Consider the following 24,553-nt stretch of genomic DNA (forward strand, 5'->3'; position numbering starts at 1 on the left):
ATCCCGGCCGACTGCCGGGGCGGAGCGGCTGGTCGGCCGCCGTGTCGCTGACGTCGAGCAACCAACCACGGCTGGTGTCGACACCACCACTTGGACCGGCGACCGGCCGTGTCGCAGGGTGGGGCGGGGTGCGGCCCGGGAGCGTGCAGGCGGACCGCGCCCGTCTGGCCGCGGAGGGCTAGCAGACGGCTAGCTGTCGCTCTCCGGATGGCAGCGGACGGCGAGGAGGGCGACGTCGTCGTCGGCGCGGCCTGGGACGATGCGGTCGAGCAGCCGGTCACACAGCTCGTCGACGGGCAGGTCGGCCAGCTCGGCGAGCACGCCGGTGAGCCGCGCGAGCCCGGTGTCGATGTCCACCCGCCCGTGCTCCACCAGCCCGTCGGTGACCAACAGCACGGTGTCGCCCGGCCGCAGGATCGCCTCGTGGTCGGTGCGGACGGTCGGCTCGCCGACGCCGAGGAGGCGCTCCGGGGCGCTGTCGAGCAGGTCCATCGTGCCGTCGGGGTGCACCCGCAGCGGCGGCAGGTGCCCGGCCGAGGACCAGCGCAGCGTGCGCAGCCCGGCGCGGGCCTGCTCCGCCGGCTGCTCGATCCGGGCGACCAGCGCGGTGGCCAGGGTGCCGAAGCCCAGGCCGGTCAGCACCCGGTCGACCCGGCTCAGGGTCTGCGCGGGGCTGTCCGGGCGGTCGTAGGCCAGCGTGCGCACTGCGCTGCGCAACTGGCTCATCGCGGCGGCCGCTTCCACGGAGTGCCCGGCCACGTCGCCGACGACGAGCAGGGTCGCGCCGTCGGGTTGGAGGAACGCGTCGTAGAAGTCGCCGCCGACCAGCGCATGCGCGCTGGCGGGCCGGTAGCGCACGGCGATCTTCAGCTGGTCCGGCTGTGGCGGCGGCGTGAGCAGGCTGCGCTGCAGTGTCTCGGCGACCTTCAGCTGGCGGCCGTAGAGCCGGGCGTTGTCCAGCGCCAGCGCGCCACGGCGGGCCGCCTCGACGGCGGTGGCGATCTCCATCTCGGTGTGTGGCGGCCGCGCACCGGCGTTCATCAGTGCCAGCGCCCCGAACGTCTCGCCGCGGGCGCGCAGCGGAACGATCATGCAGTTGCGCGTGTCCAGCCGCCGCCACGCCGCCCGCACCTCCTCGGTAGGCAGCGACGGAGCAACCTGCTCCTCGGGGATCGAGATGATCTGCACCGGCTCACCGGTGAGCAGCGCGTCGACCATCACGGCGTCATCGCCGGTGCCGCGCAGCCGCCCGGTCATGTAGGTGTCCAGGTCGACGCGGCGACCCGGATCCCGGTGTGCCCAGGCCTCCTCACCGGGCCCGCCGTCCTCACCGACCAGCACGACGACCGCCCAGTCCGCCAGCCGCCGCACCACCAGCTCGGCCAGCTGGCTGGCCGACTCGTCGCGGTCCAGAGTGGTGATCAGCGCCTCGCTGACCTCGGCGAGGAAGCGCAGCCGGTCGCGATCGGCGCCCTCGCCGGAGGCGGCGACCTGTTCGGCGGCTGCGTCCGCGGGTCCCTCGGCAGGCAGGTCGGCGGCCTCGCGGAAGCAGACCTGCAGCAGGTCGTCGACCCGCTCGGCGGTCGCCGACAGCCACCTGCCGGCAGGGGCGTAGAAGCCGCGCCAGGTCACCGGGGTGCCCACGGTCCGGGCATGCAGCAGGAAGCTGTGGAACACGCTGCCGGCCACCTCGGGCAGCGCGACCCACAGGTTGCGGCCGGCCAGCTCGGCAGTGCCGGCGCTCAACAACCGCACGGCGGCCGGATTGGCATAGCGGATGATCCAGTCACCGTCGAAGACGGCCACGCCGTCGGGCAGCCGCCCCATCGCCGCGGCCAGCCACGCCTGCGGCAGTCGGTCTGCGGCGGGCTGACTCACCTGTGCTCCATCGCGACGCTCGGCGGATGTCCCACGGCAGAGGACGAACCCGGAGGGTACTCGAGGGGGCTGCGACCCCGGGCGTTCCTCGGGTCCGGAGCGACAATCGCGGCCCTCCGGCATCCGCAGTGGGGAGGGCTGCCGTGCATTGGCGGAGTACCTTGCCCCGGCGAGCGGTACCGGCACTGCTCCCGGACGATCCCGGTCACGGCGGAGCTGCCGATGACGGAGGGAACGGCACGCGGCGTCGGAGCCGTGACGGGGATCTGGGAGGCGGATGGTGAGCGAGGCGCTGTGGGGGCAGCAGCCTCCACCGACGCCGAGCCCGGACGCGAGGGCGGTGGGCTGTGGGAGCCGACGACCCCCGCCGATCTGACCGCCCACCGGCGGCAGCTGCCCGCGGCCACCCGCGTACCAGCAGGATTCGAACCCCGCCTTCCGACGCGACGGAGCGCGGGGTCCGCGCACCTGCACAGGCGGAGCTCCATCGACACCACCCAGGTCGTGCTGACACGATCGCCGTGAGCCACCGGTGTCGCTGGCGAGGCGTGCCTGTCGCAGGCGCGTGAGAACCGGCTCCCCAGGGGAGATGGTCATGGCCGGCCCGCTGATCGAGACCAAGCTGCACGTCCCGCGGCGGCGACGCGGCGTGGTGGAGCGTCCGCGGCTGGCCGAGCGCCTGAGCCGGGCGGAGGAGTCGTCGCTGACGCTCGTGTCGGCGCCGGCGGGGTTCGGCAAGACGACTCTGTTGACAGAGTGGCTGGCCACGCTCCCCACTCAGAAGCGGTCGGTCGCGTGGCTGTCGCTCGATGAGCGGGACAACGATCCCGCGTTGTTCTGGACGTACCTGGTCGCCGCCCTGCGGACGGTGGCGCCCGAGGTGGGCGCGGGGACGCTGGCACTGCTGCAGTCGCCCCAGTCGTCCCTGGACGCGGTGCTCGCGACGCTGGTCAACGACCTCTCCAGCCTCTCCGACGATCTCGTGCTGGTCCTCGACGACTACCACGTCATCGAGGGGCCCGAGGTGCACGACGGGATGGCGTTCCTGGTGGAACACCTCCCGCCGCAGGTGCACCTGGTGATCGCCGGCCGCGCCGACCCAGGGTTGCCGCTGGCGCGGATGCGCGGGCGCGGTGACCTGGTCGAAGTCCGCGCCGCCGATCTGCGGTTCACGGCCGAGGAAGCCGCGGCGTACCTCAACGGGTCGATGGGGCTGGCGCTGACTGCCGGCGATGTCGCCGCGCTGGACGAGCGCACCGAAGGGTGGATCGCCGCGCTGCAGCTGGCCGCCCTGTCGATGCAGGGCCGCGGCGACATCGCCAGCTTCCTCGCCGACTTCGCCGGCGACGACCGCTACATCGTCGACTACCTGGCCGAGGAGGTGCTGCAGCGCCAACCTGAGCAGGTCCGCACGTTCCTGCTGCAGACGTCCATCCTCAGCCGGCTGACCGGCCCGCTGTGCGACGCCGTCACCGGCACCACCGGGGGCAAAGCGTTGCTCGACGCCCTCGACCGCGCGAACCTGTTCCTCGTCCCGCTCGACGACCGCCGCCGGTGGTACCGCTACCACCACCTGTTCGCCGACGTGCTGCAAGTGCACCTGCAAGCCGAGCAGCCCGACGCCGTCGCCGGCCTGCACCGGCGGGCCGGCGACTGGTACGAGCGCAACGGCGCGCGGCCCGAGGCGATCCACCACGCGCTGGCTGGCGGGGACGCCGCGCGCGCGGCGGACCTGGTCGAGCTGGCGCTGCCGGCGCTGCAGCAGGGCCGGCAGGAGGCCACGATCCGCCGCTGGCTGGAGGCGCTGCCGGAGGAGGTGCTACGGGTCCGGCCAGTGCTGAGCATCGGCTACGCCGCGGCCCTCATGGTCAGCGGCCGAGTCGACGGCGTCGAAGCGCACCTGCGCGACGCCGAGCGGTGGCTGACCACGGCCCCGCGCGGCGGCCAGGCCCTCCGGGCACCGTCGGCGGAGATGGTCGTCGTCGACGAGGAGGCGTTCCGCCGGATCCCCAGCGCGGTCTCCCTGTACCGCGCCGGACAGGCCCTGCTGTCCGGCGACGCCGCCGGCACGATCACGCACGCCCGGGCGGCGCTCGACCTCGCCGGCGCCGACGACGACCATCTCAGCCGCGGTCCCGCCGCCGGTCTGCTCGGGCTCGCCTACTGGAGCAGCGGGGACCTGGACTCCGGGCACCGGTGGTACGCCGACGCCGCGGCGCACCTGGAGAAGGCCGGGCACCTGTCCGACGTGACCGGTTGCACGATCGCGCTGGCCGACATCCGGATCGCCCAGGGCCGGCTCCGGGAGGCGATGAGCACGCTCGAGCGGGCGCTCCGGCTGGTGACCCCCGAGACCGGCCCGGCGCTGCGCGGCGCGGCGGACATGCACGTCGGCATCGCCGGGGTGCTGCTGGAACGCGGTGACCTCGAGGCCGCCCGCCGGCACCTCGCCAGGAGCAGCGACCTCGGCGAGCACGCCGGCATGCCGCAGAACCCCTACCGTTGGCGGGTCGTCATGGCCCGCATCCGCGCGGCGGAGGGCGACCTCGACGGCGCGCTCGCCCTTCTCGACGAGGCGCAGCGCCGCTACGTCAGCGACTACTTCCCCGAGGTGCGGCCGGTCCCGGCGCTGCGGGCGCGGGTGCACGCCCGGCAGGGCCGGTGGGCCGACGCGCTGGCCTGGGCGGAGGAGCGGGAGGTGTCGGTCGGGGACGACCTGACCTACCTGCGCGAGTTCGAGTACATCACCCTGGCCCGGGCCCTCGTGGCCCGATGCACGGCCGAGGGCGACGATCGCGCGGCCTCCCAGGCCGTGCAGCTGCTGGAGCGCCTCCTTCCCGCGGCAGAGGCGGGAGGCAGGACCGCCAGCGTCCTCGACGTGCTGGTCGTGCAGGCGCTCGCCGAGCAGGCGCGCGGCGACCTGCCCGCTGCGCTCGCGGCACTGCGCCGCGCGCTCTCCCTGGCCGAACCCCAGGGCCACGTCCGGATCTTCGCCGACGAGGGCGCACCGATGACCGTCCTGCTGCGAGCGGCCGCGGCGGGGACCGCCACGGGCTACGCCCGCCGGATCCTGGCGGCCCTGGCGCCGGGCGCGGACAGAGGGCCGGTCCCGGTGGGCCTGGTGGGCCTGGTGGACCCGCTGAGCGCGCGGGAGCTCGACGTGCTCCGGCTGCTCGGCAGCGACCTCGACGGCCCGGACATCGCCCGCGAGCTGTTCGTGTCAGTGAACACCGTCCGGACGCACACCAAGAACATCTACGCCAAGCTCGGCGTGACCAACCGCCGCGCGGCGGTCCGCCGGGGCGAGGAGCTCGACCTGATGTCGCGGCATCGCGACCACCGCCCCGGGCGCGCGGTCGCCGACCGCTAGACACCGGCCGGCCGTCCGGCCCGCTGCCGGGGCCGGCTCCGGTCTTGCTCACCGCGTCCCCGCTCAATCCGGATCACCACATGGATCACCAAACATGGTGATCCCTTCTCACCCTCCCCCTTCCTACGTTCCTCCGTACCGGCACACGCCGGACCGCCGGCCATGACGACCGGGGCGCCCCGCGGCGACCGACCGCGCACGCCACAGGCAAACAGCACCTGCAATGTGAGGAGGAGACGTGACGGAGAACCGAACGCCCTACCCGGTCCGCGTGGACGCGTCAGAGGACGCGCCGTCGCGCTGGTTGTGGTTGGTGAAGTGGCTGCTGCTCATCCCACACTTCGTCGTGCTGGCGTTTCTGTGGCTGGCCTTCTACGTGGTCGGCGTGATCGCGTTCGTCGCCATCCTGTTCACCGCGCGCTATCCGCGGGGTCTGTTCGACTTCAACGTCGGCGTCCTGCGGTGGAGCTGGCGGGTGCACTACTACGGGTACTGGGCGCTGGGCACCGACCGCTACCCGCCGTTCACCCTCGCCGACGTGCCGAACTATCCCGCCCATCTCGACGTTGCCTATCCCGAGCGGCTCTCCCGCGGCCTGGTGCTGATCAAGTGGTGGCTGCTGGCCATTCCGCACTACCTGATCGTGTCGATCTTCGTCGGCGGCGGGATCTGGCTGGCCACCGGGGCCGGAGACGCCAACCGCAGCTGGGCGGCCAGCGTCAGCCTGCTGTCCCTGCTGGTGTGCATCGCCGCGATCGTGCTGCTGATCACCGGCCGCTACCCCAAGCCGCTGTACGACTTCATCCTGGGCGTGGACCGCTGGATGCTGCGGGTGGCCGCCTACACCGCGCTGATGACCGACCGCTATCCGCCGTTCCGGCTGGACATGGGCGGCACCGACCCGGGCTCGGTGCCGGCGAGCCCCCTGCCGCCGTCCCCGGTTGTGGCGCCGGCGACCAACCCACCGGCCCCGACCGCGCCCGCGCGGTGAACCCCGCTCGTCCCGGCACGTGGTCCCCGGGGGCGGTCAGGTGTCCGGGGAGCCTGTCCGGCCCGCACACGACCCCGCGTGCGCCCAGCAGCGAGGCGGACCGGTGACGGCACACCTCCACTCTCGACGCCGGAGATCTCAGGTGACCTCGGCACGCGAGACCGCGCGAAGCGCCGGCTGACTCGTAGAGCGCCACCCGGCCGGCACCGGACAGGGGGACTTGATGACGAGGCAGACCAACGGCCGCTCTGCCGACTCCAGCCGCTACGAGATCCGCCTCGGGGGCCGTCTCGACCCCCGATGGGCCGACTGGTTCGACGGGATGACCCTCACCCCCGCCGACGACGGCAGCACCGTCCTCACCGGCGCGGTGCTCGACCAGGCCGCCCTGCACGGCGTACTGCGCAAGGTCCGCGACCTGGGCCTGCCGCTGCTCGCAGTCACCCAACTCGGCCCAGACCAGCCGCACAACTCCACCAGGTGACCAAGCCAACCCTCGCAAAGGACCCGACATGAGCACGACCGTGGACACTCCCGCAGCGACACGACCGTCGATGGACCGGATGCGCCGGACCTCCCTGGCCGCCGGGATCCTGTACCTGATCACCTTCGTGTCGATCCCCACCCTCATCGTGTTCCGGCCGGTGCGGAACGGCGCCGACTTCGTTCTCGGCGCCGGCAGCGACACCGGCGTGCTGCTGGGCGCCTTCTCCGAGGTCATCGTCGCGTTGGCAGGCATCGGCACCGCCGTGGTGCTGTTCCCGGTGGCGAAGCGGATCAGCGAGACCGCCGCCCTCGGGTTCGTCACATCCCGCGTGGTGGAGGGCGCGCTCATCATCGTCGGCGTCGTCAGCGTCCTCTCTCTCGTCACCCTGCGGAACGACGTCGCCGGCACCGCAGACGCGGACCCGGCGTCGCTGGTCACCACCGGCCACACCCTGGCCGCGACCTACGACTGGACGTTCCTGCTCAGCCAGAGCCTCGCGCCGGTCTTCAACGCGCTGTGCCTGGGCTACGTCCTGTACCGGTCCGGCCTCGTGCCCCGCGTCCTGCCCACCATCGGGCTCATCGGCGCCCCGCTGCTGCTGGCCGCCGACATCGCGATCTTCTTCGGAGTCTTCGACCGGACCGGCCCGATCGCGCTCGCCGCCCTCCCGATCGCCGCGTGGGAGTTCTCCCTCGGCGTCTACCTGACAGTCAAGGGCTTCAAGCCGGCAGCCGTCGCCGCGCTCCCCTCCGCCGCCGGCGACCGGAACTCGCAGCTCTCCCCGGCCTGAGCGCACGCCGTTCCCGGCCCCGGCCGCCCCACCCGCGTGGGGAGGCCGGGCCGGCTCCCGGACCCGACCACCCGCGAGGAACGAAGGAGGAGCGATGAAGGCAATCGTCCAGGAGCGGTTCGGCCCCCCGGACGTCCTGCAGTTCGTGGACACCGGCCTCCCCCACATCGGCCCCGACGACGTGCTGGTGCGCGTGCACGCCGCCGCGGTCAACCCCTACGACTGGCACATGCTGCGCGGCGACCCCTACATCGCCCGGCTCATCGGCGGTGTCGGGCTGACCCGGCCGAAGCAGCGGATCGCCGGAGTCGACGGGGCCGGACGCGTAGAGACGGTCGGCTCACGCGTGCGCGGCCTGGCACCTGGCGACGAGGTGCTCGGCTGGTTCGACGGCGCCTTCGCCGAGTACGCGCGCACCACCGCGGACCGGGTGGTGCCCGAGCCGGCCGGGCTGACCTTCGAGCAGGCGGCGGCCGTGCCGATGGCCGGGCTGACCGCTCTGCGCGCAATCCGCGATGCCGGTCAGGTTCGGGCCGGGCAACAGGTGTTGGTCAACGGCGCCGCGGGCGGGGTCGGCAGCTTCGCCGTCCAGATCGCGGCCGCGCTGGGCGCGGAGGTCACCGGCGTGTGCAGCACGCGCAACATCGGGCTGGTCCGCTCGATGGGCGCCGCGCACGTCATCGACTACACCGCCGAGGACTTCTCCGACGGGCGTGTGCGCTATGACGTGATCCTCGACAACGCCGGCAGCCAGCCGCTGCGTCGGCTGCGCAGGGCGCTGACCCCGACCGGGACCCTTGTGTTCAACGCCGGCGGCTCACCCGGTCACCTGCTCGGCCCGATCGGACAGATCCTCCGCGTGGCCGCGCTCAACGGTCTGGTCCGCCAGCGGCTGCGGCCACTGCCGAGCGCCTGGACTCGGGAGCACCTGCTCGCCGTCACCGAACTCGTCGAGGCCGGACAGGTCACTCCCGTCCTCGACCGGACCTACCCACTGGCCGACACCGCGGCCGCCCTACGACACGTAGAGGACGGGCACGCGCGCGGCAAGGTCGTCATCACCGCCACCTGACGACGCAGGTCGACCTCCGCCCCCAGCGGCGATGGCCTGTGGTGTGCCGTTCGCGGTGTGGTCGGCGTCGGCGTCGGGATCGTTCGGTCCCGAGGAGCGTGCCGGCCCTAGCCGAATGCCTGGTCCGCTGTGATTTTCACCCTTGCGATGGACATGCCCTGGGCCTGACCGATCAGGCGGCCGGTGCGGTTCCGTGCCGCACCGCAGGAGGACACCCCCGTGACCGAGCCCTCGTGCGGCGGCCGCGCATCGGCCGCCCGGTCACCAGGACTGCGTACGCACCGGACAGTCAGAAGTCCGCTTGGTCCCCGAGCGCGGCGGTCGCCAGCGCGTGGACCTCGCGGTCACCGGCGGTCTCGGCGGCGTCGCGGATGGCCTGCAGCTCCTCCCGGGCGCCAGGTTCGCCGTCCTCGGCGCACATAGTGGCCCGCAGGCAGGCGGCCAGCGCGGCCCCCTCGCCGGCGCCGGACTTGCTGTACCAGCGGTGGGCGGCCTCCAGCAGGTTCCGTGCCGCGGATCGGTTGCCGGCGCAACGCAGGACCTCCGCCTGGGCCACCTGGGCCAGGGCGAGCAGCCGTCGGTCTCCGGCGAGTTGGGCACCGGAGACCGCCCGTTGCAGCGTGTCCGGCGCGGCCGGGTCGCCGCCCTCGTGCTGGGCGCGTCCCAGTTGTACGCGGTGCAGCGCCGCTGCCCCGCCGAAACCGAGCCGGTCCGCTGACTCGGCGGCGTCCCCGTGGTGGCGTGCGGCGTCGGTGAAGCGCTCCTCGGCGTGCGCGATCCTGCCGAGCGCGCCCTCGGCGTGCAGCAGCGCCCAGGCGTCGCCGAGCGGCCGCAGGATGGCGATCGCCTCCTCGCAGGCCGCACGGCCCCCGGCCGTGTCACCGAGCGCCAGCAAGGCGAATGCCGCCAGCAGGCAGCTGCCGCCCTCCTCCCAGGTAGCTCCGGTGCCGGCGTAGGCATCCCGGCAGCGTGCGAGGTCGGCCAGGGCCTCACCCGCCCGGCCCTCCTGGGGCAGGATGAAGCCGCCGTACCAGCGGGCCAGGACCGCCAGTGACGCGTCCCCCTCGGCCAGAGCAGCAGCCCGGTCGAGGAGGATGCGGGCCGCCGTGAGGTCACCCGACATCGCCTCCTGCCAGCTCTCCAGCAGCAGCGCCGTCACCTCGAGGTCACGGGGCGGCTCATCGACAGCGAGGCGGGCGGCGCGCAGCCGGCCGGCCGCGGCCCCGTCATCGAGCAGCACCCACGCCCAGCCGAGATCGACAGCGATCCGCAGGCCCGTGACGGGCTCGGTGACGCGGGCCCGGTCCAGGGCGGCGTCGATCGTGGCCCGCTCGGCCGCGGTGGCGGCGACCTGCGCGGCCTGGTCCGCACCGCGCACCGTCCCGGCGACGGTCCTCGCCAACTGCGCGGTCCAGGCGACGAGTGCGTCGGCCGCGGCACCGGACGCGCCGGCCTCGGCCGCCCGGTCGGCGGCGAAGGCGCGGACGCTGTCCAGCAGGCGGTACCGGGTCGCTCCGGCCGCGTCGGCGTCCGCGGTGACCAGCGAACGGTCGACCAGGCGGTCGACGACGTCGATGGCGGTCCCGGGGGGAACGCCGAGTCCGCTCAGGACGTGCTCGAGCGCCGGCAGAGTGGCCCCGCCGGGGAACTGGGCGAGCGCCCACAGGCCGCGCTGGTCGTCGGGGAACAGCAGGTCGTAGCTCCAGGACAAGGCCGCGGCGAGGGTGCGCCGGCGCTCCGGGCGGGTCGACGTCGGGTCGGCGAGCAGCGTGAACCGGTCGTCGAGCCGCCGGGCGATCTCGGGCACCGTCATGATGCGGGTCCGCGCCGCGGCGAGCTCGATCGCCAGCGGCAGGCAGTCCAGAGCGCGGCACAGCTGCGCCACGGCGGGCGCGGTATCGCCGGTGAGCACGAACGACGCCCGCCGCTCGCCAGCCCGCTGAGCGAACAACGCGACGGCATCGGCCTCCGGCAGTGGGTCGAGCGGGCAGACCTGCTCGCCATCGAGCCCGAGTGACCGCTGGCTGGTGGCCAGCACCCGCACCTGGGGCGCGCTCGCAAGCACCGCTGCAACCAGCGACGCGACGCCCTCCGCCAGGTGCTCGCAGTTGTCCAGCAGCAGGAGCACGTCGGCTCCGCGCAGATCCGTGGCGACGTCCCCGCGGGAGCCGTCCACTCCCGGGACGGCGTCCGCGATCGCGACGGGCAGCTCGCCGGCGGTGCGGACGCCCTCCAGCCGCACCAGCCACGCGCCGTCCGGGGCGGACGTCTGGCCGGCGGCTTCGACGGCCAGCCGGGTCTTGCCCACGCCGGCGGGACCCACGACCGTGACCAGGCGGTGGTCCTCCAGGGCCAGGAGCAGCGCAGCCAGGTCATCGACGCGGCCGGCGAGCGGGGTCGCCGGCACCGGGATGTTCCCGTGGCGGCGCCCGGTGGGCGCAGACGCGACATCGGGCATGAGCGCCGGGTCGTGCGCCAGCACCCGTCGCTCGAGGGCCGTCAGCTCCGGGCCGGGGTCCACGCCGAGCTCGTCGGTCAGGATCCGGGCCACCCGCCGGGAGGCCGCGAGCGCATCCGCCTGACGCCCGTCCCCGTACAGCGCGGTGATCAGCAGCGCCCACAGCCGCTCGCGCAGCGGCTGGACGGCGACCAGCGACTCCAGCTCACCCACGATCTCTCCCGTGGCCCCGAGAGCGAGGCGCGCGGCCAGCTCGTCCTCCAGCAGCCGCAGCCGTGTCTCCTCCAGGCGCACCCGGTGCGGAAGGGCCCAGCCCGCTCCGCCCGCCGCGGGCAGCACCTCGGCGCCGAACAGGACCAGCCCCTCCCGGCAGACGGCCGCGGAAGCAGCGGGGTTCCCCGCTGCCAGCAGGGCGGCGCCTTCGTCCGCGAGCCGGAGGGCGCGCACCGCGTCGACCCGGCCCGGGTCGACAGCAAGCGTGTAGCCCTCGGAGGCGCCGGTCAGCGCGGCCGGGTCGCCGAGTGCCCGGCGCAGCTGTGACACCTTTGCCTGCAATGTGTTGAGCCGGGTTCCCGTCGTGCCTGGCCACAACTCCTCCACCAGCCGCTCGGCGCGGACCGGACGGCCGGCGTCCAGCGCCAGCCGCACCAGCAGCTCCGTGGTCAGGCCGCCGGGAACGGGAGCCGGCATCCCGTCGCGCCGCACCTCCACCCGGCCCAGCACCGCGACGGTGAGCACCGGGCGAGCCTAGAGCCGTCAGCCCGTCGTCAGTGCGTCGTCAGCCCTCCCCTCGAGGCTTCCGCACATGGCAGCCACCAGCCCCCAACAGTTGATCAGGGAGTTCATTGCGGGCAGCGCCGGCACGACCGACGCGCTCGTCGAGGCCGCCTGCACGAGCCGCGACCCGGCCGTGCTCGTCGCCGCCGCCCTGGTTGCCCCCGGCCGGCCGGAGCTGCTCGTCCGGGCCGCTGCGGCCGCCACCTGCATCCGCGACCGCCAACTGGTCGCCGTGGCGTCGGCGCACCTGTGCGGTGACCACGACCGCGCCCTGCTCCTGGCCCGCGACCACCTCGCTGACCACCCCGACGCCGTGCTGGTCGCCCACATCGCCGCGCTGTCCACGCAGCACTGACCTGCTCGCCCCGTGCACCTCCGAGGAGTCCGCCATGACACCCCGCCGCACCGCAGTCCTGATGGTCACGGCCGCCGTCCTGCTCAACGTGGCCTTCACCGGCCTGGGCAGCGTCTTCGACTACCCCGACGTGCTCAAGCAGCCCGCCGAGGACGTGCTCGCCCTCTTCCGCCAGTCGCAGGGAGCCGTCAGCGCCTGGTTCCTGGCCCTCGCCCTGGGCGCGGCGCTGCTCGCCCCCGTCGCCGTGGGCGTGGGCCGGCTGTCGGCCGCGCGCCCGATGCGCTGGGCGGTTCCCGTCGGCATCGCCGCCGCCGTGGTCCAAGTGGTCGGCCTGCTGCGCTGGCCCCTGCTGGTGCCCGGCTGGGCCGCCACCGCCGCGGGCAGCAACCCGGAAGCGGCCGCCGTCGCCCGCGCCGCATTCGGCACGGCCAACCGCGTCCTGGGCAACCTGGTCGGTGAGACCGGCGGCTACGTGCTCACCGCCGGGTGGACGCTGCTCGTCCTCGCCGCCCTCGGATCCGGTTTCGCCGGGCCCTGGTTCCTCGCGCTGGGATCGGTCTCGGCGGCCCTGGTCCTCGCCGGCGTGCTCTCGCCCCTGGACCTGCCGCTGATCGACACCGCCAACTTCACCGGCTACGTCCTGTGGAGCGTGTGGCTGGTCCTCTTCGCCGCCGCCCTCGTCCTGCGGCAACGCCGCCGGTCCCCCGTCCCCGTTCCGCCGGCCACCGCCGACGTCAGGAGCTGACTCCCATGACCACCAGCGGAACGTCCCGAGCATCCCGTGTCCGCACCTGGCTGATCTGGACCGCCGGGTTCCTCGCCTTTCCCCTTGCCGGCCTGGCCGGCACCGCGGCCGCTGGCCGGGTCGACGACCCGATCGCGGCGCTGCTCGGCGGAGCCGTGGCCGGAGCCGCCATCGGCGCCGGCCAGACGCTGGCCAGCCGGGGACGGCTCGACATCCGCAGGTGGGTCCCGGCCACCGTGATCGGCATGGGCTCGGGACTGCTCCTCGGCGCGGTCACCGTCGGCTACGACACGTCGCTGGCCGACCTGGCCCTGATGGGCGCGCTCACCGGGCTCGCCCTCGGACCCGTACAGGCACTGGCCCTGCCCCGCGGCGCTCGGCCGCGGTGGGCCTGGGCCGCGGCGATGCCCGCGCTCTTGGCGCTGGGCTGGACCACGACCACCCTGGGCGGGATCGCCGTCGACGAGCAGTTCACCGTCTTCGGCGCCTACGGCGCGATCACCTTCTCAGCCCTCTCCGGGCTGCTCCTCGCCCTCCTCCTGCCCGACCGCACCGCGGCCGACTCCGCCGCGGACCCGACACCGAGTGAGGCACGAGCATGAGCACCAAGACGCCCCGGCACGTCATCTTCGGCACCGGCGCCATCGGCCTGGCCGTCCTCGACGCGCTGCGCCGCCGCGGCCAGACCGCCCGCCTGGTCAACCGGTCCGGTCGGGCGTGCGTCCCCGACGACGTGGAGGTCGTCGCCGGTGACGCCCGCGACCCCGCCTTCACCGCAGCCGTTGCCCGGGGTGCCGAGGTGGTCTACCAGGCGCTGAACCCGCCCTACGCCGAGTGGACCGCGCAGTTCCCCCGGTTGCAGGCCGGCGTGCTCGCCGCCGCCGAGGCCGCCGGCGCCCGCCTCGTCAGCATGGAGAACGTCTACATGTACGGGCGCCCAGCCGGGCGGCCGTTGACAGAGGACCGCGCCTACGACGCGCACACCACTAAGGGCCGGCTGCGCGGCGCGATGGCCCTCGAGCTGCTCGCCGCGCACGACGCCGGCCGCGTCGAGGTCGCGATCGGCCGCGCGTCGGACTACTTCGGACCTCACGGCGGCGCCGAGTCCAACCTCGGCGACCGCCTCCTCCCGGCCGCCCTGGCCGGCAGGACCGCCACCGTGCTCGGCGACCCCGACCAGCCGCACACCTACACCTACATCCCCGACATCGGCGAAGGCCTCGCCGTCCTCGGCGAACACCCCGACGCCCCCGGGCAGGTGTGGCACCTGCCCAACGACCCCGACACCCGCACCACCCGCCAACTGGTCGACGTCGCGTTCCGCCAAGCCGGGCAACCCCGCGGCCGGTTCCGCGCGATGCCGCCGCTGCTGCTGCGGGCGCTCGGCCTGATCAACCCGACGATGCGGGAACTGGTGGAGATGCAGTACCAGTTCGCCGAGCCGTTCATCGTCGACAGCAGCAAGATCGCCAACAAGCTCGGCGTCGAGGCCACCCCGCTCGAGCAGGCTCTCGCCGACACCCTGCAGAGCTACCGCGATGACTGAGGACGAGGTCGTCTGACCGGTGGGCACGACCGACCGGGACCCGGACCTCGGCTCCCGGCCGATGGTCTTTCACCCGAAGGGCCTCCTGGTCGCCATCCTCCCCGGCCCCGACGAGCCCGAACGGGCTGCCGCAGCACACCGCGCCGCCGGATTCGCCAACCCGAAGCTGAGGACCATCACCCCGAGGCAGATCCTCGACGACTACGCGCGCTACACCGCGCAGATGAGCCTGCCGCGTTGCGTCGTCACGGCCTTCACCGACGGCCACGAGACTGCCGATCCTCACCCCGGTCACGCCCGTGACGGCCGCTACGCCCTGTGGGTGCACGTCGTCGACGACGACGAGGCCGACCGCGCCATCCGCGGGCTGGCCGGCTGTGCCACGCTGCACATCCGGCACTACGCACACCGCAAACGAGGCGACGTCCACCTCCGCCGTTCCACCCCATGATGTCGGCGCGGGCGAGGCGGGCCGCGTCCACAGCCCCCTGACCACCGGGCTGGCGGTGACGTCGCCGCTAGGCAGCCCCCCGTCGGGCGAATCGAGCGTCTGCAGGGGAACTCTCCCGTGCCGCGCGGGCTCACGGTGGCGCCGGTCGGTGGGCGATGCTTCTCGGTCATGACGGCCTGGATCGCGCGGCGGCCGGTGACCGCGTACGTGCTCCTGGCCGCAGCGCTGACCTGGTCGGCGTGGCTGCCGCTGCTGGCGCAGACGCAGGGGTGGATCGGCGGCTCCCCGCAGCCGGTGCTGCACCTGCTGGGCAGCCTCGGGCCGGCAGTCGCCGGCATCGTGGTGACCGCGGCCGTTCGCGGTCGGGCAGGTCTGGCCGGTCTGGCACGTCGCGTGGTGGCCTGGCGGGGCCGTGGCCGGGCGTGGGTGTTCGCGCTGGGTGTGCCGCCGCTGCTCCTGGTCCTGGCCGCCGCCGTGTCCGAACTGGTCGGTGGGCAGTCGCTGTCGGACCTGGACTGGTCGGCGTTCGGTCGGTCCGAGGAGTTCGCCGCACTGCCGATCGGGATGTACTGGCTGGCCAACCTGGTGTGCTTCGGCTTCGGTGAGGAGATCGGCTGGCGCGGCTTCCTGCAGCCGCAGTTGGAGCGGCGCTACCCGACCGTGCTCGCGGCCAACGTCGTGGCCATCGTGTGGGCGGCCTGGCATCTGCCGCTGTTCGGCATCACGCCCAGCTATCGGGCGATGCCCGCGGTCGGGTTCGTCGGATTCGCCGCCAGCATCTGGGTCGCGTCGTGGATCTTCGCGTGGCTGAACCGGCTGGGCCGGGGCAGCCTGCTGATCGTGGCGGTCTTCCACGCCTGGTTCGACATCGCGACCACCTCGCCGCTCGGGCCGGAGTTGATCCCGACCGTGATGGGCGCCGGGGTCACCCTGATCGGGCTGGTCGTCCTGCACCACCTGCTGCGCACCTCGGCGGCGCCGGCCGGCCGATCGGACGACGACGACCGCCCGGCCGCGGCGTCTCCGCCGACCGGTCGCTGACCCTGCGGACGGCGCCCGGGATGGGGTCAGGACCCGAAACCCCGACCTCGTCCGCGGGCTGACCGCATCCACGTCGCATCGAGGGTGCCGGGCCCGACCGAGAGCGCACCGGGCGTGGTCGCCGGCGCGGTGAGGGTCAGGGACTTCTGCTGGACGGCCCTTCCGGGTGGCCGGTTCTGACCCGGTCCCCACCGTTGGTGGCACGCCGCGCACCGGTCGACCCGAGCGCGATCAGCACTCCACCGAGCGCCAGGAAACCGATCTGCATGCCGGGGAAGAGAAGCCCGATCGCGGCGACCTGCACCAGCATCCAGGCGTCCAGCAGGATCCCAACCCCCGCTGCAGCCAGGAAGCCGGCCGCGCGGTGGCGGGCCAGCAGCACGACCGCGGGTAGCGGCAGCACGCCGAAGCCGAGAAGGAGCAGCACTCCCGGCAGCGTGTAGTCATCGAGCAACGGCCACCGCGGCAGCTGGTCGGTCGTCATGCCCAGGCCGCGTCCGCTCGAGTCGGTCAGGAAGCTGATGCCGCCAACCCAGCCCCCTGTGACAAGGACCAGGAGCAGCAGCATCGTGATGCGGCGCAGCGCCAGTCTCCCGTCCCGAGGTCTCATCCCGTGTCGGAGGGCTGCGGGAACACCGACCACCGAGGCGGGGTTCCGCCGCGCGTCCCCGCAGGGTGGTTCGCCAACCGACCAGCCTGGCCGAACCTACCGTCCTGCGGGCTGACTCGCGGCCGGCGGGAAGCAACGGCCGCCCACCGAGCGCCCCTGTTCCCGCCGCCCTGCTCGGCAACGTGAGGCATCCCGCCCCGGCCACGAGATGCCAGCCGCTCGACGGGCACGTCGGCGGCTACGGTCCCTCGGATGACGGGCTCCGAGTCGTTGGAGGCGCGGTTGGGCGCGCATCGGCTGCTGCGCGCGGCAGCCGCCGCGGTGCTGGCGGTGCACGGCCTGATCCACCTGCTGGGTGTCGCGCTGCTGTGGCGGTGGGAGGAGCCGGGTCAGCTGCGCTACGACGACGTGTCGCCGGCGTCAGCTTCCCTTCCCGGGACGATCGTCGGCGGAGTGTGGCTGGCGGCCACGCTGCTGTTCCTGCTGACCGCGGTCCTGCTGCTTGCAGGGCGCCCCGCGTGGCGGCCGGTCGGTCTGCTCGCCGCGCTGGTGTCCATCGCGGTGCTGCTGCCCTCGGCCTCGATCGCGCTGGCCGGTCTGGCCGTCGACGCCGCCGTGCTGATCGCCGTCGCGGCCGCCGTCGCCGCGGCCCACCGCAGCCCCAGGCGGCTCGATGCGGGACGGCCGCGGTGACCGGCTCCTCGGCGCCCCGGGCTGCGCGCCGCGTGCGACGAGACTGGGACCTGCTGTGCAGAAGCACGGACCGACCGAAGGCCTTCGAACCCTCGATGGTCGCCGATCTGCCGGAACCGGCGCGCCGCTGGCTGACCCACGCGATCGCACCGGGCACCCCGCTGTGGCAGTCGGTGGAGCTCTCGATGCACGGCCAGATCCGCCTCGGCGCCTGGCGGCCCTTCACCGCGCGCCAGGTGCTCGCCCCGCCGCGGGGCTTCGTCTGGGCCGCGACCGCTCGGTTCTCCGGGATCCCGGTGATCGGTTTCGACCGACTCAGCTCTGGGTCGGGCCAGATGCGCTGGCGGCTGGGTGGGCTGGTCCCCTTCATGTCCGCCACCGGGCCCGACGTCACCCGCAGCGCCGCCGGCCGCCTGGCCGGGGAGATGGCTCTGGTGCCGACTACTTTTCCAGCGGCCACCTGGACACCCGGCTCCGATGCCGACCGCGTCGTCGTCACCTGGCGGATCGACGGACAAGACGAGAGCGCCGAGCTCCACATCGGTCCGCACGGCGAGCTGCTCGGCGTCCTCATGCAGCGTTGGGGCAATCCCAACGGGGCGCCGTTCGGTCGATACCCGTTCGGTGTCGCGATCGAGGCTGAGCAGGCTTTCGCCAGTGTGGTCATCGGCTCCGAGCTGCGCGCGGGCTGGTGGTGGGGAACGGACCGGCAATCGGACGGCGAGTTCTTCCGTGCCCGGATCACCGAGGCCACGTTCCGGTAGGGACGCGCACCGGACCGGGCCGTGGGTAGCGGCTGTTGGCCGGTGCCGGCCACCTGCTGCGACCTTCGCCGTCACCGGGACCTGGGTTAGCACCCGGGCCGGTGCGCCGCCTGACTGGGTGCGCGTCCTCGGCCACATGTTCCCCCCGCTGCTCGTCCGCGGCGGGCTGGCCTTCGTCATCGACAGCTCGACCCTGTACGCGCTCCTCGTGGTGTCGCCGGTTGTCCTGCTCGCCTGGGCGGCCTCGGCGAACTGGGTGCTCGGGCGCCGGCAACTCCCTGTCAGTGACCCGATTACGAAGCTCCCCGCGACGGGCCTCCACTGGCTGATGGGTCGGCGCGGCCTCGGCGGCGGTGAGCACTGCGGTGACGAGGGCGGCTCACGTAATGGCGGATGAGGACCGTGTGATCAGCAATCGCATCCAGATCGACTCATCGGCCTTCGGTGCAGCGACAGAGCCGCGCGGTCGGATGGCTGCTACGAGTCCACCGGTCATGCTCCTGTCGCGGGCTTGACGTCGAAGGCCGCCACCACGGTTTCGACGATCGAGTCGACGTACTCGCGGGTGATGGGGTCGCGGGTGATCAGCAGCCGCGTCCAGATCGGGCCGATGAGCAGATCGATGAGCAACTCGTGGTCGCCCGACGGGGCGAGCTCGCCGCGGGCGATCGCCAGCGCCAGGACGCGCCGGTAGGCCTGTCGGCGGGTGTGGATGACGGTGAACAGCAGGTCGGCGATCTCGGGGTGGTGGCCGGCCTCGCGGAGCAGCCGGGGGACGAACTGCCCGCGGCCGCGCACGAAGGTGTCCACCGCGCCGTGCAGGAGTGCATGCAGGTCGCCGCGCAGGGTGCCGGAGTCGGGTACATCGATGCTCTGCAGGGCCACTCGCTCGACACCGGCGGCGGCGACCGCGGCCTTCGACGGCCAGCGGCGCAGGATCGTGGTCTTGGCGACGCCGCTGCGGGCGGCGAGTTCGTCGAGGGTCAGGCCGGCGTAGCCGCGGGAGGCGAGCAGGTCGAGGACCTGGTCGAGGATGCGGGCGTCGAGGGTGGGGTCCCGTGGCCGGCCACGGCCCGACGCCGCGGCGTCCCGTCCGAGCCCCATGATCGACGACCCTTCGTATCGGAATCAGCTGCAGAGAACCCGCAGCTCAAGGCCATCTGACAGGTTACACAACAGGGATACGCAACCAGTAGTTGCGAAAAGGCCTGCACCGGGACTACGTTGCCGTCATCGCAGCCGTCCCGCCGAGGACCGTCTCGCGACTGCCGGGAGGTGCGCGATGTCGCCAGCGGATCCGCCTCGCCGGCCGGGCTCAGGACCCGGGTGGGTGCCTGCTCGGCTGCCGGAGCGGACGGAGTCCCCCGGCGGGCCACGCGAGCGACTGCGGCATCCGCACGGCTCGACTCGACGACGCCGCCGGGCGGGAGCCCCATCGGCGGTCTGACCGCACGACTCTCGTGGCGATGGGGCCGATCCGGCCCGGTCGAGCCGCGCAGATCACGGGGAGCAGCACCACACCTGTCCTGCGAGGAGGAGACATGACGGAGAGCCGAACGCCATATCCGGTCCGCGTGGACGCGTCGCTGGATGCGCCCTCCCGTGGCCTGTGGCTGGTCAAGTGGCTGCTGCTGGTCCCGCACCTCGTCGTGCTGGTCTTCCTGTGGTTGGCCTTCTGGGTGGTCGGCGTGATCGCGTTCTTCGCCATCCTGTTCACCGCGCGCTATCCGCGTGGTCTGTTCGACTTCAACGTCGGCGTGATGCGCTGGTCCTGGCGGGTGCACTACTACGGCTACGGCGCCAACGGCACCGACCGCTATCCGCCGTTCACCCTCGCCGAGGTGCCGGACTACCCGGCGCACCTGGACGTCGCCTATCCGGAACGGCTCTCCCGTGGCCTGATCTTCGTGAAGTGGCTGCTCGCGATCCCGCACTACCTCGTGCTGGCGGTCTTCATCGGGGGAGGGCTGTGGCTGAGCACCGGCGCCGGGACGGACGGCTGGGAAGACAGCTGGGGCGCCATCGGCGGCCTGGTCGGCCTGCTCGTGCTGATCGCCGCGATCGTGCTGCTGTTCACCGGCCGCTACCCCAAGCCGCTCTACGACTTCGTCCTCGGCATGGACCGGTGGGCGCTGCGGGTGGCCGCCTACACGGCACTGATGACCGACCGCTATCCGCCCTTCCGGCTCGACATGGGCGGCACCGACCCCGGCTCGGTCCCTGCCGAGCCCATCGGACCGCCGCCGACCGGGATGCCGACCGTGTCGCCGCCGACCACGGCCGCCCCCGCGCGCTGACTGCCGCGGGGATCGCTCGTCGCCCGAGGTGTCGACCCCTCGGGCGACGGGTCCGGGAAGCCGGGGACGCCTCGTCCGCAACATCCGGCAGGTCGGCGTCTCGGAGTCAGGGCGCGGGCGGTCCGGAGGCGGGCGTGGCCGGCCGGTGGCGGCAGGGTGGGGCCCGCGGCGCCGCGGTCAGCGCCCGCGCCGCGGCGGGGTCCAGGTGCACCTCACCGGCCACGGCGGCGCGGACAGCCGCGGCGACCTCGTCGGCGTCGGCGTCCTTGAGCAGGTAGTCGGTAGCGCCAGCCTCCAGCGCCGCCCGGACCCGCTCCTCCCCCACGAACGAGGTCACCGCCACGACCTCGACCTCTGGCCACCGCCGCTTGATCTCCGCGGTGCCGGCCACCCCGTCCATCGTTGGCATCTGCAGGTCCATGAGGACGACGTCGGGCAGCTCTCCCGCACGGTCGAGGACCGCCAGCCGGTCGACCGCCCGTCTGCCGTCGGAGGCCTCGCCGACCACCGTCATCCCCGGCTCGGTCGCCGGTAGGCCGCCAGCCCCACGCGCACCACCGCGTGGTCATCAACCAGGAAGACGCGCGCCGCCGCGAGGTCATCAGGCTGTGCGCTCACAGGAGCGCATGCTGCCCCAAGTACGGCAGGCCCCCCTGAAAGGGCCGTCACCTCGCCGGTGCGTCCTGCAGGGCGGTTCGGGGATCACCCTGCTACGGCTGAGCGACCCCGTGCCGGTAGGCCCATCGAACAGCCTGAGCGCGGTCGCGCGCAGCGATCTTGGCGAAGATCCGGTTGATGTGCGTCTTGACCGTCGCCTCGGAGACGACCAGTCGGGTGGCGATCTCGGCGTTGGACAGCCCGTCGGCGATGAGCGCGAGCACCTCGGTCTCCCGGTCGGTGAGCGGCGCCGGGCGGCCTCTGGCGGTGAGGCCCTGCAGTACCTGGGCCTGCACGTGCGGGTCGAGCAGCGCCTGGCCGGCGTCGGCGGCGGAGACGGCGCGGGCGATCTCGGCCATCCCGGCGTCCTTCGTCAGATAGCCGCGGGCGCCGGCGCGCAGGGCGGCGAGGACCGACTCGTCGTCGGCGTGTGTGGTCAGCACCACGACCTCCACGTCCGGGTGGTCCTGACGGATCCGGCGGGTGGCCTCGACGCCGTCCATCACCGGCATGCGCAGGTCCATCAGGACCACGTCGGGCTGCCGGTCGGCGACCTGGTCGACCGCCTGCGCGCCGTCCTCGGCGACGCCGACGAGCTCGAGATCGTCGACCAGCTCGAGCAGCGCGGTCAGCCCCTCGCGCACCAGGCGCTGGTCGTCGACGACCAGGACGCGGATCACGCCGGGACCTCGAGCCGGACGTGGAACCCGTCGTCGGCCGGGCCGGCGTGCAGCCGCCCGCCGAGCAGAGCCGCGCGCTCGGCCAGGCCGGACAGGCCGTGCCCGCCGCCGGTCTGGTGCAGGGCGATCCGCTCGTGGCCGCCGGCGTCGTGGACCTCGACCACCGCGCCGTCGGGCCGCCAGTCCAGCCGGACGTGGACCGGAGCGCCGGCCGCGTGCTTGCGGGCGTTGGTCAGCGCCTCCTGCACGGTGCGGTAGACCGCCAGCGATGCCTCGGGGGTCAGCGGCACCGGTTCGCCGCGGACGTCGAGGGTGCACGGCGTTCCGGTGGCCGCCTCGTGCTGCGCGAGCAGCTCCGGCAGTGCGCCGGGTCCGGGCACGACGTCCCCGCGCAGCGTGGAGACCGCCTGGCGGGCCTCGATCAGCCCCCCGTGCGCCAGCTGGTGCGCGCGGGCCAGGCCGTCGGCCAGGGGGTCGGCGGCGCGCTCGGCCCGGACGGCGAGGGCCTCCAGCTGCAGGACCAGCGCGGACAGCGTGTGCGCGAGGACGTCGTGCATCTCCCGCGAGATGCGGGTGCGCTCGGCGAGTGCGGCGGAGGCCTTCTCCGCCTCCCGGCTGCGTTCCAGCTGCACGACCAGCCGGTCGGCCCGGGCGCGCTGCTCCTGCTCGGTGCGCAGTAGCAGGCCGAACAGGAAGAACAGCGCCGCGCCGCCGGTCACCACGGTGATGAACACCGCCGCGTTCGGCGCCTCGAGCGCCAGCACGACGTCGAAGAGCAGCACGCTGACGGCGGCGACGGCCACGGCCGGGCGGCGGGGCAACCGCAGTGGCGCGTAGGCGACGCCGAGGTAGAGCCCGATGCCGCCGGTGCCGGTCGGATCGCCGTGCCGGGCGGCGGCCGAGGCCACGGCCATGACCAGCAGCAGCGCCACGGTGATCCGGACCGGCGCGTCGAACCACAGCAGGAAGACCAGGGCCGCGGCGGCGTAGACCGCCACCGCCAGGGTGACGAGCAGGGCGTCGCCGGAGGTCCCGAGCCCGACGCTGCTGCCGGCGTTGGCGACCACCACCAGCGTGACCACGGCGAGCCCGACCGGCAGGACCCACCGCGGCTGTCCGTGCACGACCGACAGTCTCCACCCACGGGTGGACGCCGAAGACCCACCCGCGCGCCGACGATCCGGCGGCCCGCGGGCTGCACCGTTCTCGCATGCTCGCCGCAGCGCAGAGCCTCAACCTCGCCGTCCGCTTCGGGCTGGAGCTGGGCCTGCTGGCCCTCGTCGCCGTCGCCGCGTGGCGAGGCGCCCGGCCGCGCGCCGGCCGGCTGGCCGCCGTCGTGCTGATGCCGGGCGCCGTGGCGGTCGGCTGGGTGCTGCTCGTGCACGGCCCGTCCGTGCCGCCGCCGTTGCGGATTGCCACCCAGCTGGCCGCCCTCGCCCTCGGCCTCACCGCCCTCCGGCGGCTCGGCGCCGGCCTGTCCGCCACCGCCGCGGTGACCGCGCTCGCCGTCGGCAACGCCGTGCTGCTCGCCGTCTGGAACCAGTGACACCTCATCACCTGGAGGAGATCCGCCGTGTCCACCACCGTCCCCACCCCCGTCGCCGTGCGCTCGCCGAACACCCCCGCGGTCGCCGCTGCCGCCTACGTGCTGTCCTGGATCGCCGGTCTGCTGCTGGCGCCGGCCGCGCCGGGGTACGACGCGCCGGCCTCGGGGATCGCCGAGTTCTACGCCGACCACGGACCGGCTGTGATCTCCTCCGCGCTGCTGGTGCACGGAACCGCCGGCCTCGCCCTCGCCGGACTCGCGGTCGGGATCGCCCGAGTGACCGGCGTCCGCGGCGGGCTGCGCCGGGCCGTGGTCGGGATCGGCCTCACCGCAGCGGCGCTGTCCCTCCTGCAGTTCGCCCTCGCCGTCGCCGCGGTCGTCGGCGAGCACGCCGCCACGACCAGCCGCACGCTGCTGCTCGCCATCGACTTCGTCGACGTGCTCAAGATCGCCCTGCTCGCGGCCTTCGCCGCGGTCGCGACCACGGCAGCCGCGCGAGTCGGCGCCGCGCCCCGCTGGCTGCAGGTCACCGCAGCCGTCCTCGTCCCCCTGCTCCTGGTGGGCAGCGCCGCGCTGATCGGCGTCGACGCCCTGATGCCGGTGCTCGAGCTCTCCCTGCTGCTCCTGCTCGCCTGGGCGGCCGCGACCGGCTACCTCGTCGCCCGCTCCGCCCGCCCGCACACCCGGCCCCAGCCGGTTCCCACCGCCTGACCCCGAATCCCGCACAACGAGGAGGACCCCATGAGCTCCGCCATCCTCATCAACTGCTTCGAGGTCGCCCCCGAGCAGGACCAGCGCTTCCTGCAACTGTGGCGGCAGGCCGACGACCTGCTCCGCCACAGGGGCGGCTACCGCACCACACGCCTGCACAGGGCGCTGGACCCACGAACCCGGTTCCGCTATGTCAACGTCGCCGAACTCGACTCCGTCGAGACCTGGCAGACCGCCGTCGGCAGCCCCGAGTTCGCTGCGATCGCCGCCCAGATGGCCGACTTCTCCCCTTCCCCAGGCCTCTACACCGTGGAGGCCGCCCACAGCGCTGCACAGGAGGCACCGAACCGATGAGGCCGCGGATGACCGTGCCGCACGGGGCAGGCCGGCCACCTCTGCCGATCCGGGCAGCCGACCGCACAGCCGTGCGTGCTGCTCCACGTCCTCGTCTCCGCAGTGCTCCCGTGACGGCCAGCGCGTCCCTCATGCCCGGCGTGCCACCTGCGACCCCGTTCCCGAGGACCTGTTGTCACCAGTCGTGGATCGGCATCATGGGCGCCCCGTTCTCGAGAACCAGGTGAACACCGGGTCCAAGCCCGTGAGCCCGGTGCCGCATCGCACGCGCCTCATGCAG

25 protein-coding genes are annotated in these 24,553 nt (G+C 73.8%); 18 read left to right on the top strand and 7 right to left on the bottom strand.

The genetic code is table 11. The annotated features are described in order from the left end of the window. Positions 1-189: 189 nt before the first annotated feature. Positions 190-1,878, bottom strand: a complete 1,689-nt coding sequence (locus ACU616_RS03475; RefSeq protein WP_446757099.1) for a SpoIIE family protein phosphatase — start codon at positions 1,876-1,878, stop codon at positions 190-192. Positions 1,879-2,473: 595 nt separating this feature from the next. Between ACU616_RS03475 and ACU616_RS03480 the strand changes: the two genes are divergently transcribed. From ACU616_RS03480 to ACU616_RS03500, 5 genes are all read left to right on the top strand, one after another. Next, a complete protein-coding gene (locus ACU616_RS03480) occupies positions 2,474-5,248 on the top strand; it encodes a LuxR C-terminal-related transcriptional regulator (protein ID WP_446757100.1) in 2,775 nt (924 codons plus the stop codon). 238 nt (positions 5,249-5,486) lie between these two features. Further along, positions 5,487-6,239: a DUF4389 domain-containing protein gene (locus ACU616_RS03485; protein WP_446757101.1), complete on the top strand. Its 753-nt coding sequence runs from the start codon at positions 5,487-5,489 to the stop codon at positions 6,237-6,239. A 223-nt stretch (positions 6,240-6,462) separates the two neighbouring features. Further along, complete coding sequence (locus ACU616_RS03490; RefSeq protein ID WP_446757102.1) at positions 6,463-6,723, top strand: hypothetical protein; 261 nt, start codon at positions 6,463-6,465, stop codon at positions 6,721-6,723. A gap of 28 nt (positions 6,724-6,751) precedes the next feature. Beyond that, positions 6,752-7,516: a DUF4386 domain-containing protein gene (locus tag ACU616_RS03495; RefSeq protein WP_446757103.1), complete on the top strand. Its 765-nt coding sequence runs from the start codon at positions 6,752-6,754 to the stop codon at positions 7,514-7,516. 94 nt (positions 7,517-7,610) lie between these two features. Next, positions 7,611-8,588, top strand: coding sequence for an NAD(P)-dependent alcohol dehydrogenase (locus ACU616_RS03500; protein WP_446757104.1), 978 nt, complete (start codon positions 7,611-7,613; stop codon positions 8,586-8,588). Positions 8,589-8,877: 289 nt separating this feature from the next. Here the strand turns inward: ACU616_RS03500 and ACU616_RS03505 are convergent, their stop codons facing one another. Then, positions 8,878-11,784, bottom strand: coding sequence for an AfsR/SARP family transcriptional regulator (locus ACU616_RS03505; RefSeq protein ID WP_446757105.1), 2,907 nt, complete (start codon positions 11,782-11,784; stop codon positions 8,878-8,880). Between the two features lie 67 nt (positions 11,785-11,851). Between ACU616_RS03505 and ACU616_RS03510 the strand changes: the two genes are divergently transcribed. From ACU616_RS03510 to ACU616_RS03535, 6 genes are all read left to right on the top strand, one after another. Beyond that, positions 11,852-12,178: a hypothetical protein gene (locus ACU616_RS03510; RefSeq protein ID WP_446757106.1), complete on the top strand. Its 327-nt coding sequence runs from the start codon at positions 11,852-11,854 to the stop codon at positions 12,176-12,178. A gap of 34 nt (positions 12,179-12,212) precedes the next feature. Further along, positions 12,213-12,923 carry a hypothetical protein gene (locus ACU616_RS03515; RefSeq protein ID WP_446757107.1) on the top strand — a complete coding sequence of 237 codons (711 nt, stop codon included), beginning with the start codon at positions 12,213-12,215 and terminating at the stop codon, positions 12,921-12,923. Positions 12,924-12,928: 5 nt separating this feature from the next. Further along, positions 12,929-13,525, top strand: coding sequence for a hypothetical protein (locus tag ACU616_RS03520; RefSeq protein ID WP_446757108.1), 597 nt, complete (start codon positions 12,929-12,931; stop codon positions 13,523-13,525). Next, the gene (locus ACU616_RS03525; RefSeq protein WP_446757109.1) at positions 13,522-14,469 is read left to right on the top strand and encodes an NAD-dependent epimerase/dehydratase family protein; all 948 of its coding nucleotides are present in this window, start codon (positions 13,522-13,524) and stop codon (positions 14,467-14,469) included. Before ACU616_RS03520 ends, ACU616_RS03525 begins: the two co-directional genes overlap by 4 nt. Before the next feature lie 19 nt (positions 14,470-14,488). Then, positions 14,489-14,920, top strand: coding sequence for a hypothetical protein (locus ACU616_RS03530; RefSeq protein ID WP_446757110.1), 432 nt, complete (start codon positions 14,489-14,491; stop codon positions 14,918-14,920). A 168-nt stretch (positions 14,921-15,088) separates the two neighbouring features. Further along, positions 15,089-15,961, top strand: a complete 873-nt coding sequence (locus tag ACU616_RS03535; RefSeq protein ID WP_446757111.1) for a CPBP family intramembrane glutamic endopeptidase — start codon at positions 15,089-15,091, stop codon at positions 15,959-15,961. A 136-nt stretch (positions 15,962-16,097) separates the two neighbouring features. Here ACU616_RS03535 and ACU616_RS03540 read toward each other — a convergent pair whose 3' ends face one another. Continuing rightward, on the bottom strand, positions 16,098-16,529 hold the full coding sequence (locus ACU616_RS03540) for a hypothetical protein (protein WP_446757112.1): 432 nt from the start codon (positions 16,527-16,529) through the stop codon (positions 16,098-16,100). 294 nt (positions 16,530-16,823) lie between these two features. Here ACU616_RS03540 and ACU616_RS03545 point away from each other — a divergent pair, with 294 nt between their 5' ends. The 3 genes from ACU616_RS03545 to ACU616_RS03555 all read left to right on the top strand — a co-directional run bounded on the left by ACU616_RS03545 (position 16,824) and on the right by ACU616_RS03555 (position 18,425). After that, positions 16,824-17,264, top strand: coding sequence for a hypothetical protein (locus tag ACU616_RS03545; RefSeq protein WP_446757113.1), 441 nt, complete (start codon positions 16,824-16,826; stop codon positions 17,262-17,264). A 32-nt stretch (positions 17,265-17,296) separates the two neighbouring features. Next, a complete protein-coding gene (locus ACU616_RS03550) occupies positions 17,297-18,028 on the top strand; it encodes a DUF6544 family protein (RefSeq protein WP_446761447.1) in 732 nt (243 codons plus the stop codon). Between the two features lie 136 nt (positions 18,029-18,164). Next, positions 18,165-18,425: a hypothetical protein gene (locus ACU616_RS03555; RefSeq protein WP_446757114.1), complete on the top strand. Its 261-nt coding sequence runs from the start codon at positions 18,165-18,167 to the stop codon at positions 18,423-18,425. A 95-nt stretch (positions 18,426-18,520) separates the two neighbouring features. On the opposite strand, the gene ACU616_RS03560 is transcribed toward ACU616_RS03555, so the two are convergent. Then, on the bottom strand, positions 18,521-19,132 hold the full coding sequence (locus ACU616_RS03560) for a TetR/AcrR family transcriptional regulator (protein WP_446757115.1): 612 nt from the start codon (positions 19,130-19,132) through the stop codon (positions 18,521-18,523). 470 nt (positions 19,133-19,602) lie between these two features. Here ACU616_RS03560 and ACU616_RS03565 point away from each other — a divergent pair, with 470 nt between their 5' ends. Beyond that, on the top strand, positions 19,603-20,325 hold the full coding sequence (locus ACU616_RS03565; protein ID WP_446757116.1) for a DUF4389 domain-containing protein: 723 nt from the start codon (positions 19,603-19,605) through the stop codon (positions 20,323-20,325). Positions 20,326-20,431: 106 nt separating this feature from the next. Here the strand turns inward: ACU616_RS03565 and ACU616_RS03570 are convergent, their stop codons facing one another. From ACU616_RS03570 to ACU616_RS03580, 3 genes are all read right to left on the bottom strand, one after another. Continuing rightward, complete coding sequence (locus ACU616_RS03570) at positions 20,432-20,839, bottom strand: response regulator (protein ID WP_446757117.1); 408 nt, start codon at positions 20,837-20,839, stop codon at positions 20,432-20,434. 196 nt (positions 20,840-21,035) lie between these two features. After that, entirely contained in the window at positions 21,036-21,662 is a 627-nt protein-coding gene (locus ACU616_RS03575; RefSeq protein WP_446757118.1) for a response regulator, read from the bottom strand. Further along, positions 21,659-22,786, bottom strand: a complete 1,128-nt coding sequence (locus tag ACU616_RS03580) for a sensor histidine kinase (protein ID WP_446757119.1) — start codon at positions 22,784-22,786, stop codon at positions 21,659-21,661. The genes ACU616_RS03575 and ACU616_RS03580 overlap by 4 nt, the downstream gene beginning before the upstream one ends. Before the next feature lie 86 nt (positions 22,787-22,872). On the opposite strand from ACU616_RS03580, the gene ACU616_RS03585 reads away from it, so the two are divergent. The 3 genes from ACU616_RS03585 to ACU616_RS03595 are packed head-to-tail and all read left to right on the top strand — an operon-like array spanning position 22,873 to position 24,273. Continuing rightward, positions 22,873-23,208: a hypothetical protein gene (locus ACU616_RS03585; protein WP_446757120.1), complete on the top strand. Its 336-nt coding sequence runs from the start codon at positions 22,873-22,875 to the stop codon at positions 23,206-23,208. 27 nt (positions 23,209-23,235) lie between these two features. Beyond that, positions 23,236-23,919 carry a hypothetical protein gene (locus ACU616_RS03590; protein WP_446757121.1) on the top strand — a complete coding sequence of 228 codons (684 nt, stop codon included), beginning with the start codon at positions 23,236-23,238 and terminating at the stop codon, positions 23,917-23,919. Positions 23,920-23,949: 30 nt separating this feature from the next. Continuing rightward, the gene (locus ACU616_RS03595) at positions 23,950-24,273 is read left to right on the top strand and encodes an antibiotic biosynthesis monooxygenase family protein (RefSeq protein ID WP_446757122.1); all 324 of its coding nucleotides are present in this window, start codon (positions 23,950-23,952) and stop codon (positions 24,271-24,273) included. The last annotated feature ends 280 nt before the right edge of the window (positions 24,274-24,553 follow it).

This window comes from Geodermatophilus sp. URMC 62, from assembly GCF_052931475.1.

Excerpts from the sequence above, each read along its gene's own strand:
- ACU616_RS03585 (WP_446757120.1), top strand. The coding sequence starts at position 22,873 with ATGCTCGCCGCAGCGCAGAGCCTCAACCTCGCCGTCCGCTTCGGGCTG.
- ACU616_RS03510 (WP_446757106.1), top strand. The coding sequence starts at position 11,852 with ATGGCAGCCACCAGCCCCCAACAGTTGATCAGGGAGTTCATTGCGGGC.
- ACU616_RS03520 (WP_446757108.1), top strand. The coding sequence starts at position 12,929 with ATGACCACCAGCGGAACGTCCCGAGCATCCCGTGTCCGCACCTGGCTG.
- ACU616_RS03525 (WP_446757109.1), top strand. The coding sequence starts at position 13,522 with ATGAGCACCAAGACGCCCCGGCACGTCATCTTCGGCACCGGCGCCATC.
- ACU616_RS03535 (WP_446757111.1), top strand. The coding sequence starts at position 15,089 with ATGACGGCCTGGATCGCGCGGCGGCCGGTGACCGCGTACGTGCTCCTG.
- ACU616_RS03480 (WP_446757100.1), top strand. The coding sequence starts at position 2,474 with ATGGCCGGCCCGCTGATCGAGACCAAGCTGCACGTCCCGCGGCGGCGA.
- ACU616_RS03570 (WP_446757117.1), bottom strand. The coding sequence starts at position 20,839 with ATGACGGTGGTCGGCGAGGCCTCCGACGGCAGACGGGCGGTCGACCGG.
- ACU616_RS03495 (WP_446757103.1), top strand. The coding sequence starts at position 6,752 with ATGAGCACGACCGTGGACACTCCCGCAGCGACACGACCGTCGATGGAC.
- ACU616_RS03500 (WP_446757104.1), top strand. The coding sequence starts at position 7,611 with ATGAAGGCAATCGTCCAGGAGCGGTTCGGCCCCCCGGACGTCCTGCAG.
- ACU616_RS03490 (WP_446757102.1), top strand. The coding sequence starts at position 6,463 with ATGACGAGGCAGACCAACGGCCGCTCTGCCGACTCCAGCCGCTACGAG.
- ACU616_RS03560 (WP_446757115.1), bottom strand. The coding sequence starts at position 19,132 with ATGGGGCTCGGACGGGACGCCGCGGCGTCGGGCCGTGGCCGGCCACGG.
- ACU616_RS03595 (WP_446757122.1), top strand. The coding sequence starts at position 23,950 with ATGAGCTCCGCCATCCTCATCAACTGCTTCGAGGTCGCCCCCGAGCAG.
- ACU616_RS03515 (WP_446757107.1), top strand. The coding sequence starts at position 12,213 with ATGACACCCCGCCGCACCGCAGTCCTGATGGTCACGGCCGCCGTCCTG.
- ACU616_RS03555 (WP_446757114.1), top strand. The coding sequence starts at position 18,165 with ATGTTCCCCCCGCTGCTCGTCCGCGGCGGGCTGGCCTTCGTCATCGAC.
- ACU616_RS03545 (WP_446757113.1), top strand. The coding sequence starts at position 16,824 with ATGACGGGCTCCGAGTCGTTGGAGGCGCGGTTGGGCGCGCATCGGCTG.
- ACU616_RS03540 (WP_446757112.1), bottom strand. The coding sequence starts at position 16,529 with ATGCTGCTGCTCCTGGTCCTTGTCACAGGGGGCTGGGTTGGCGGCATC.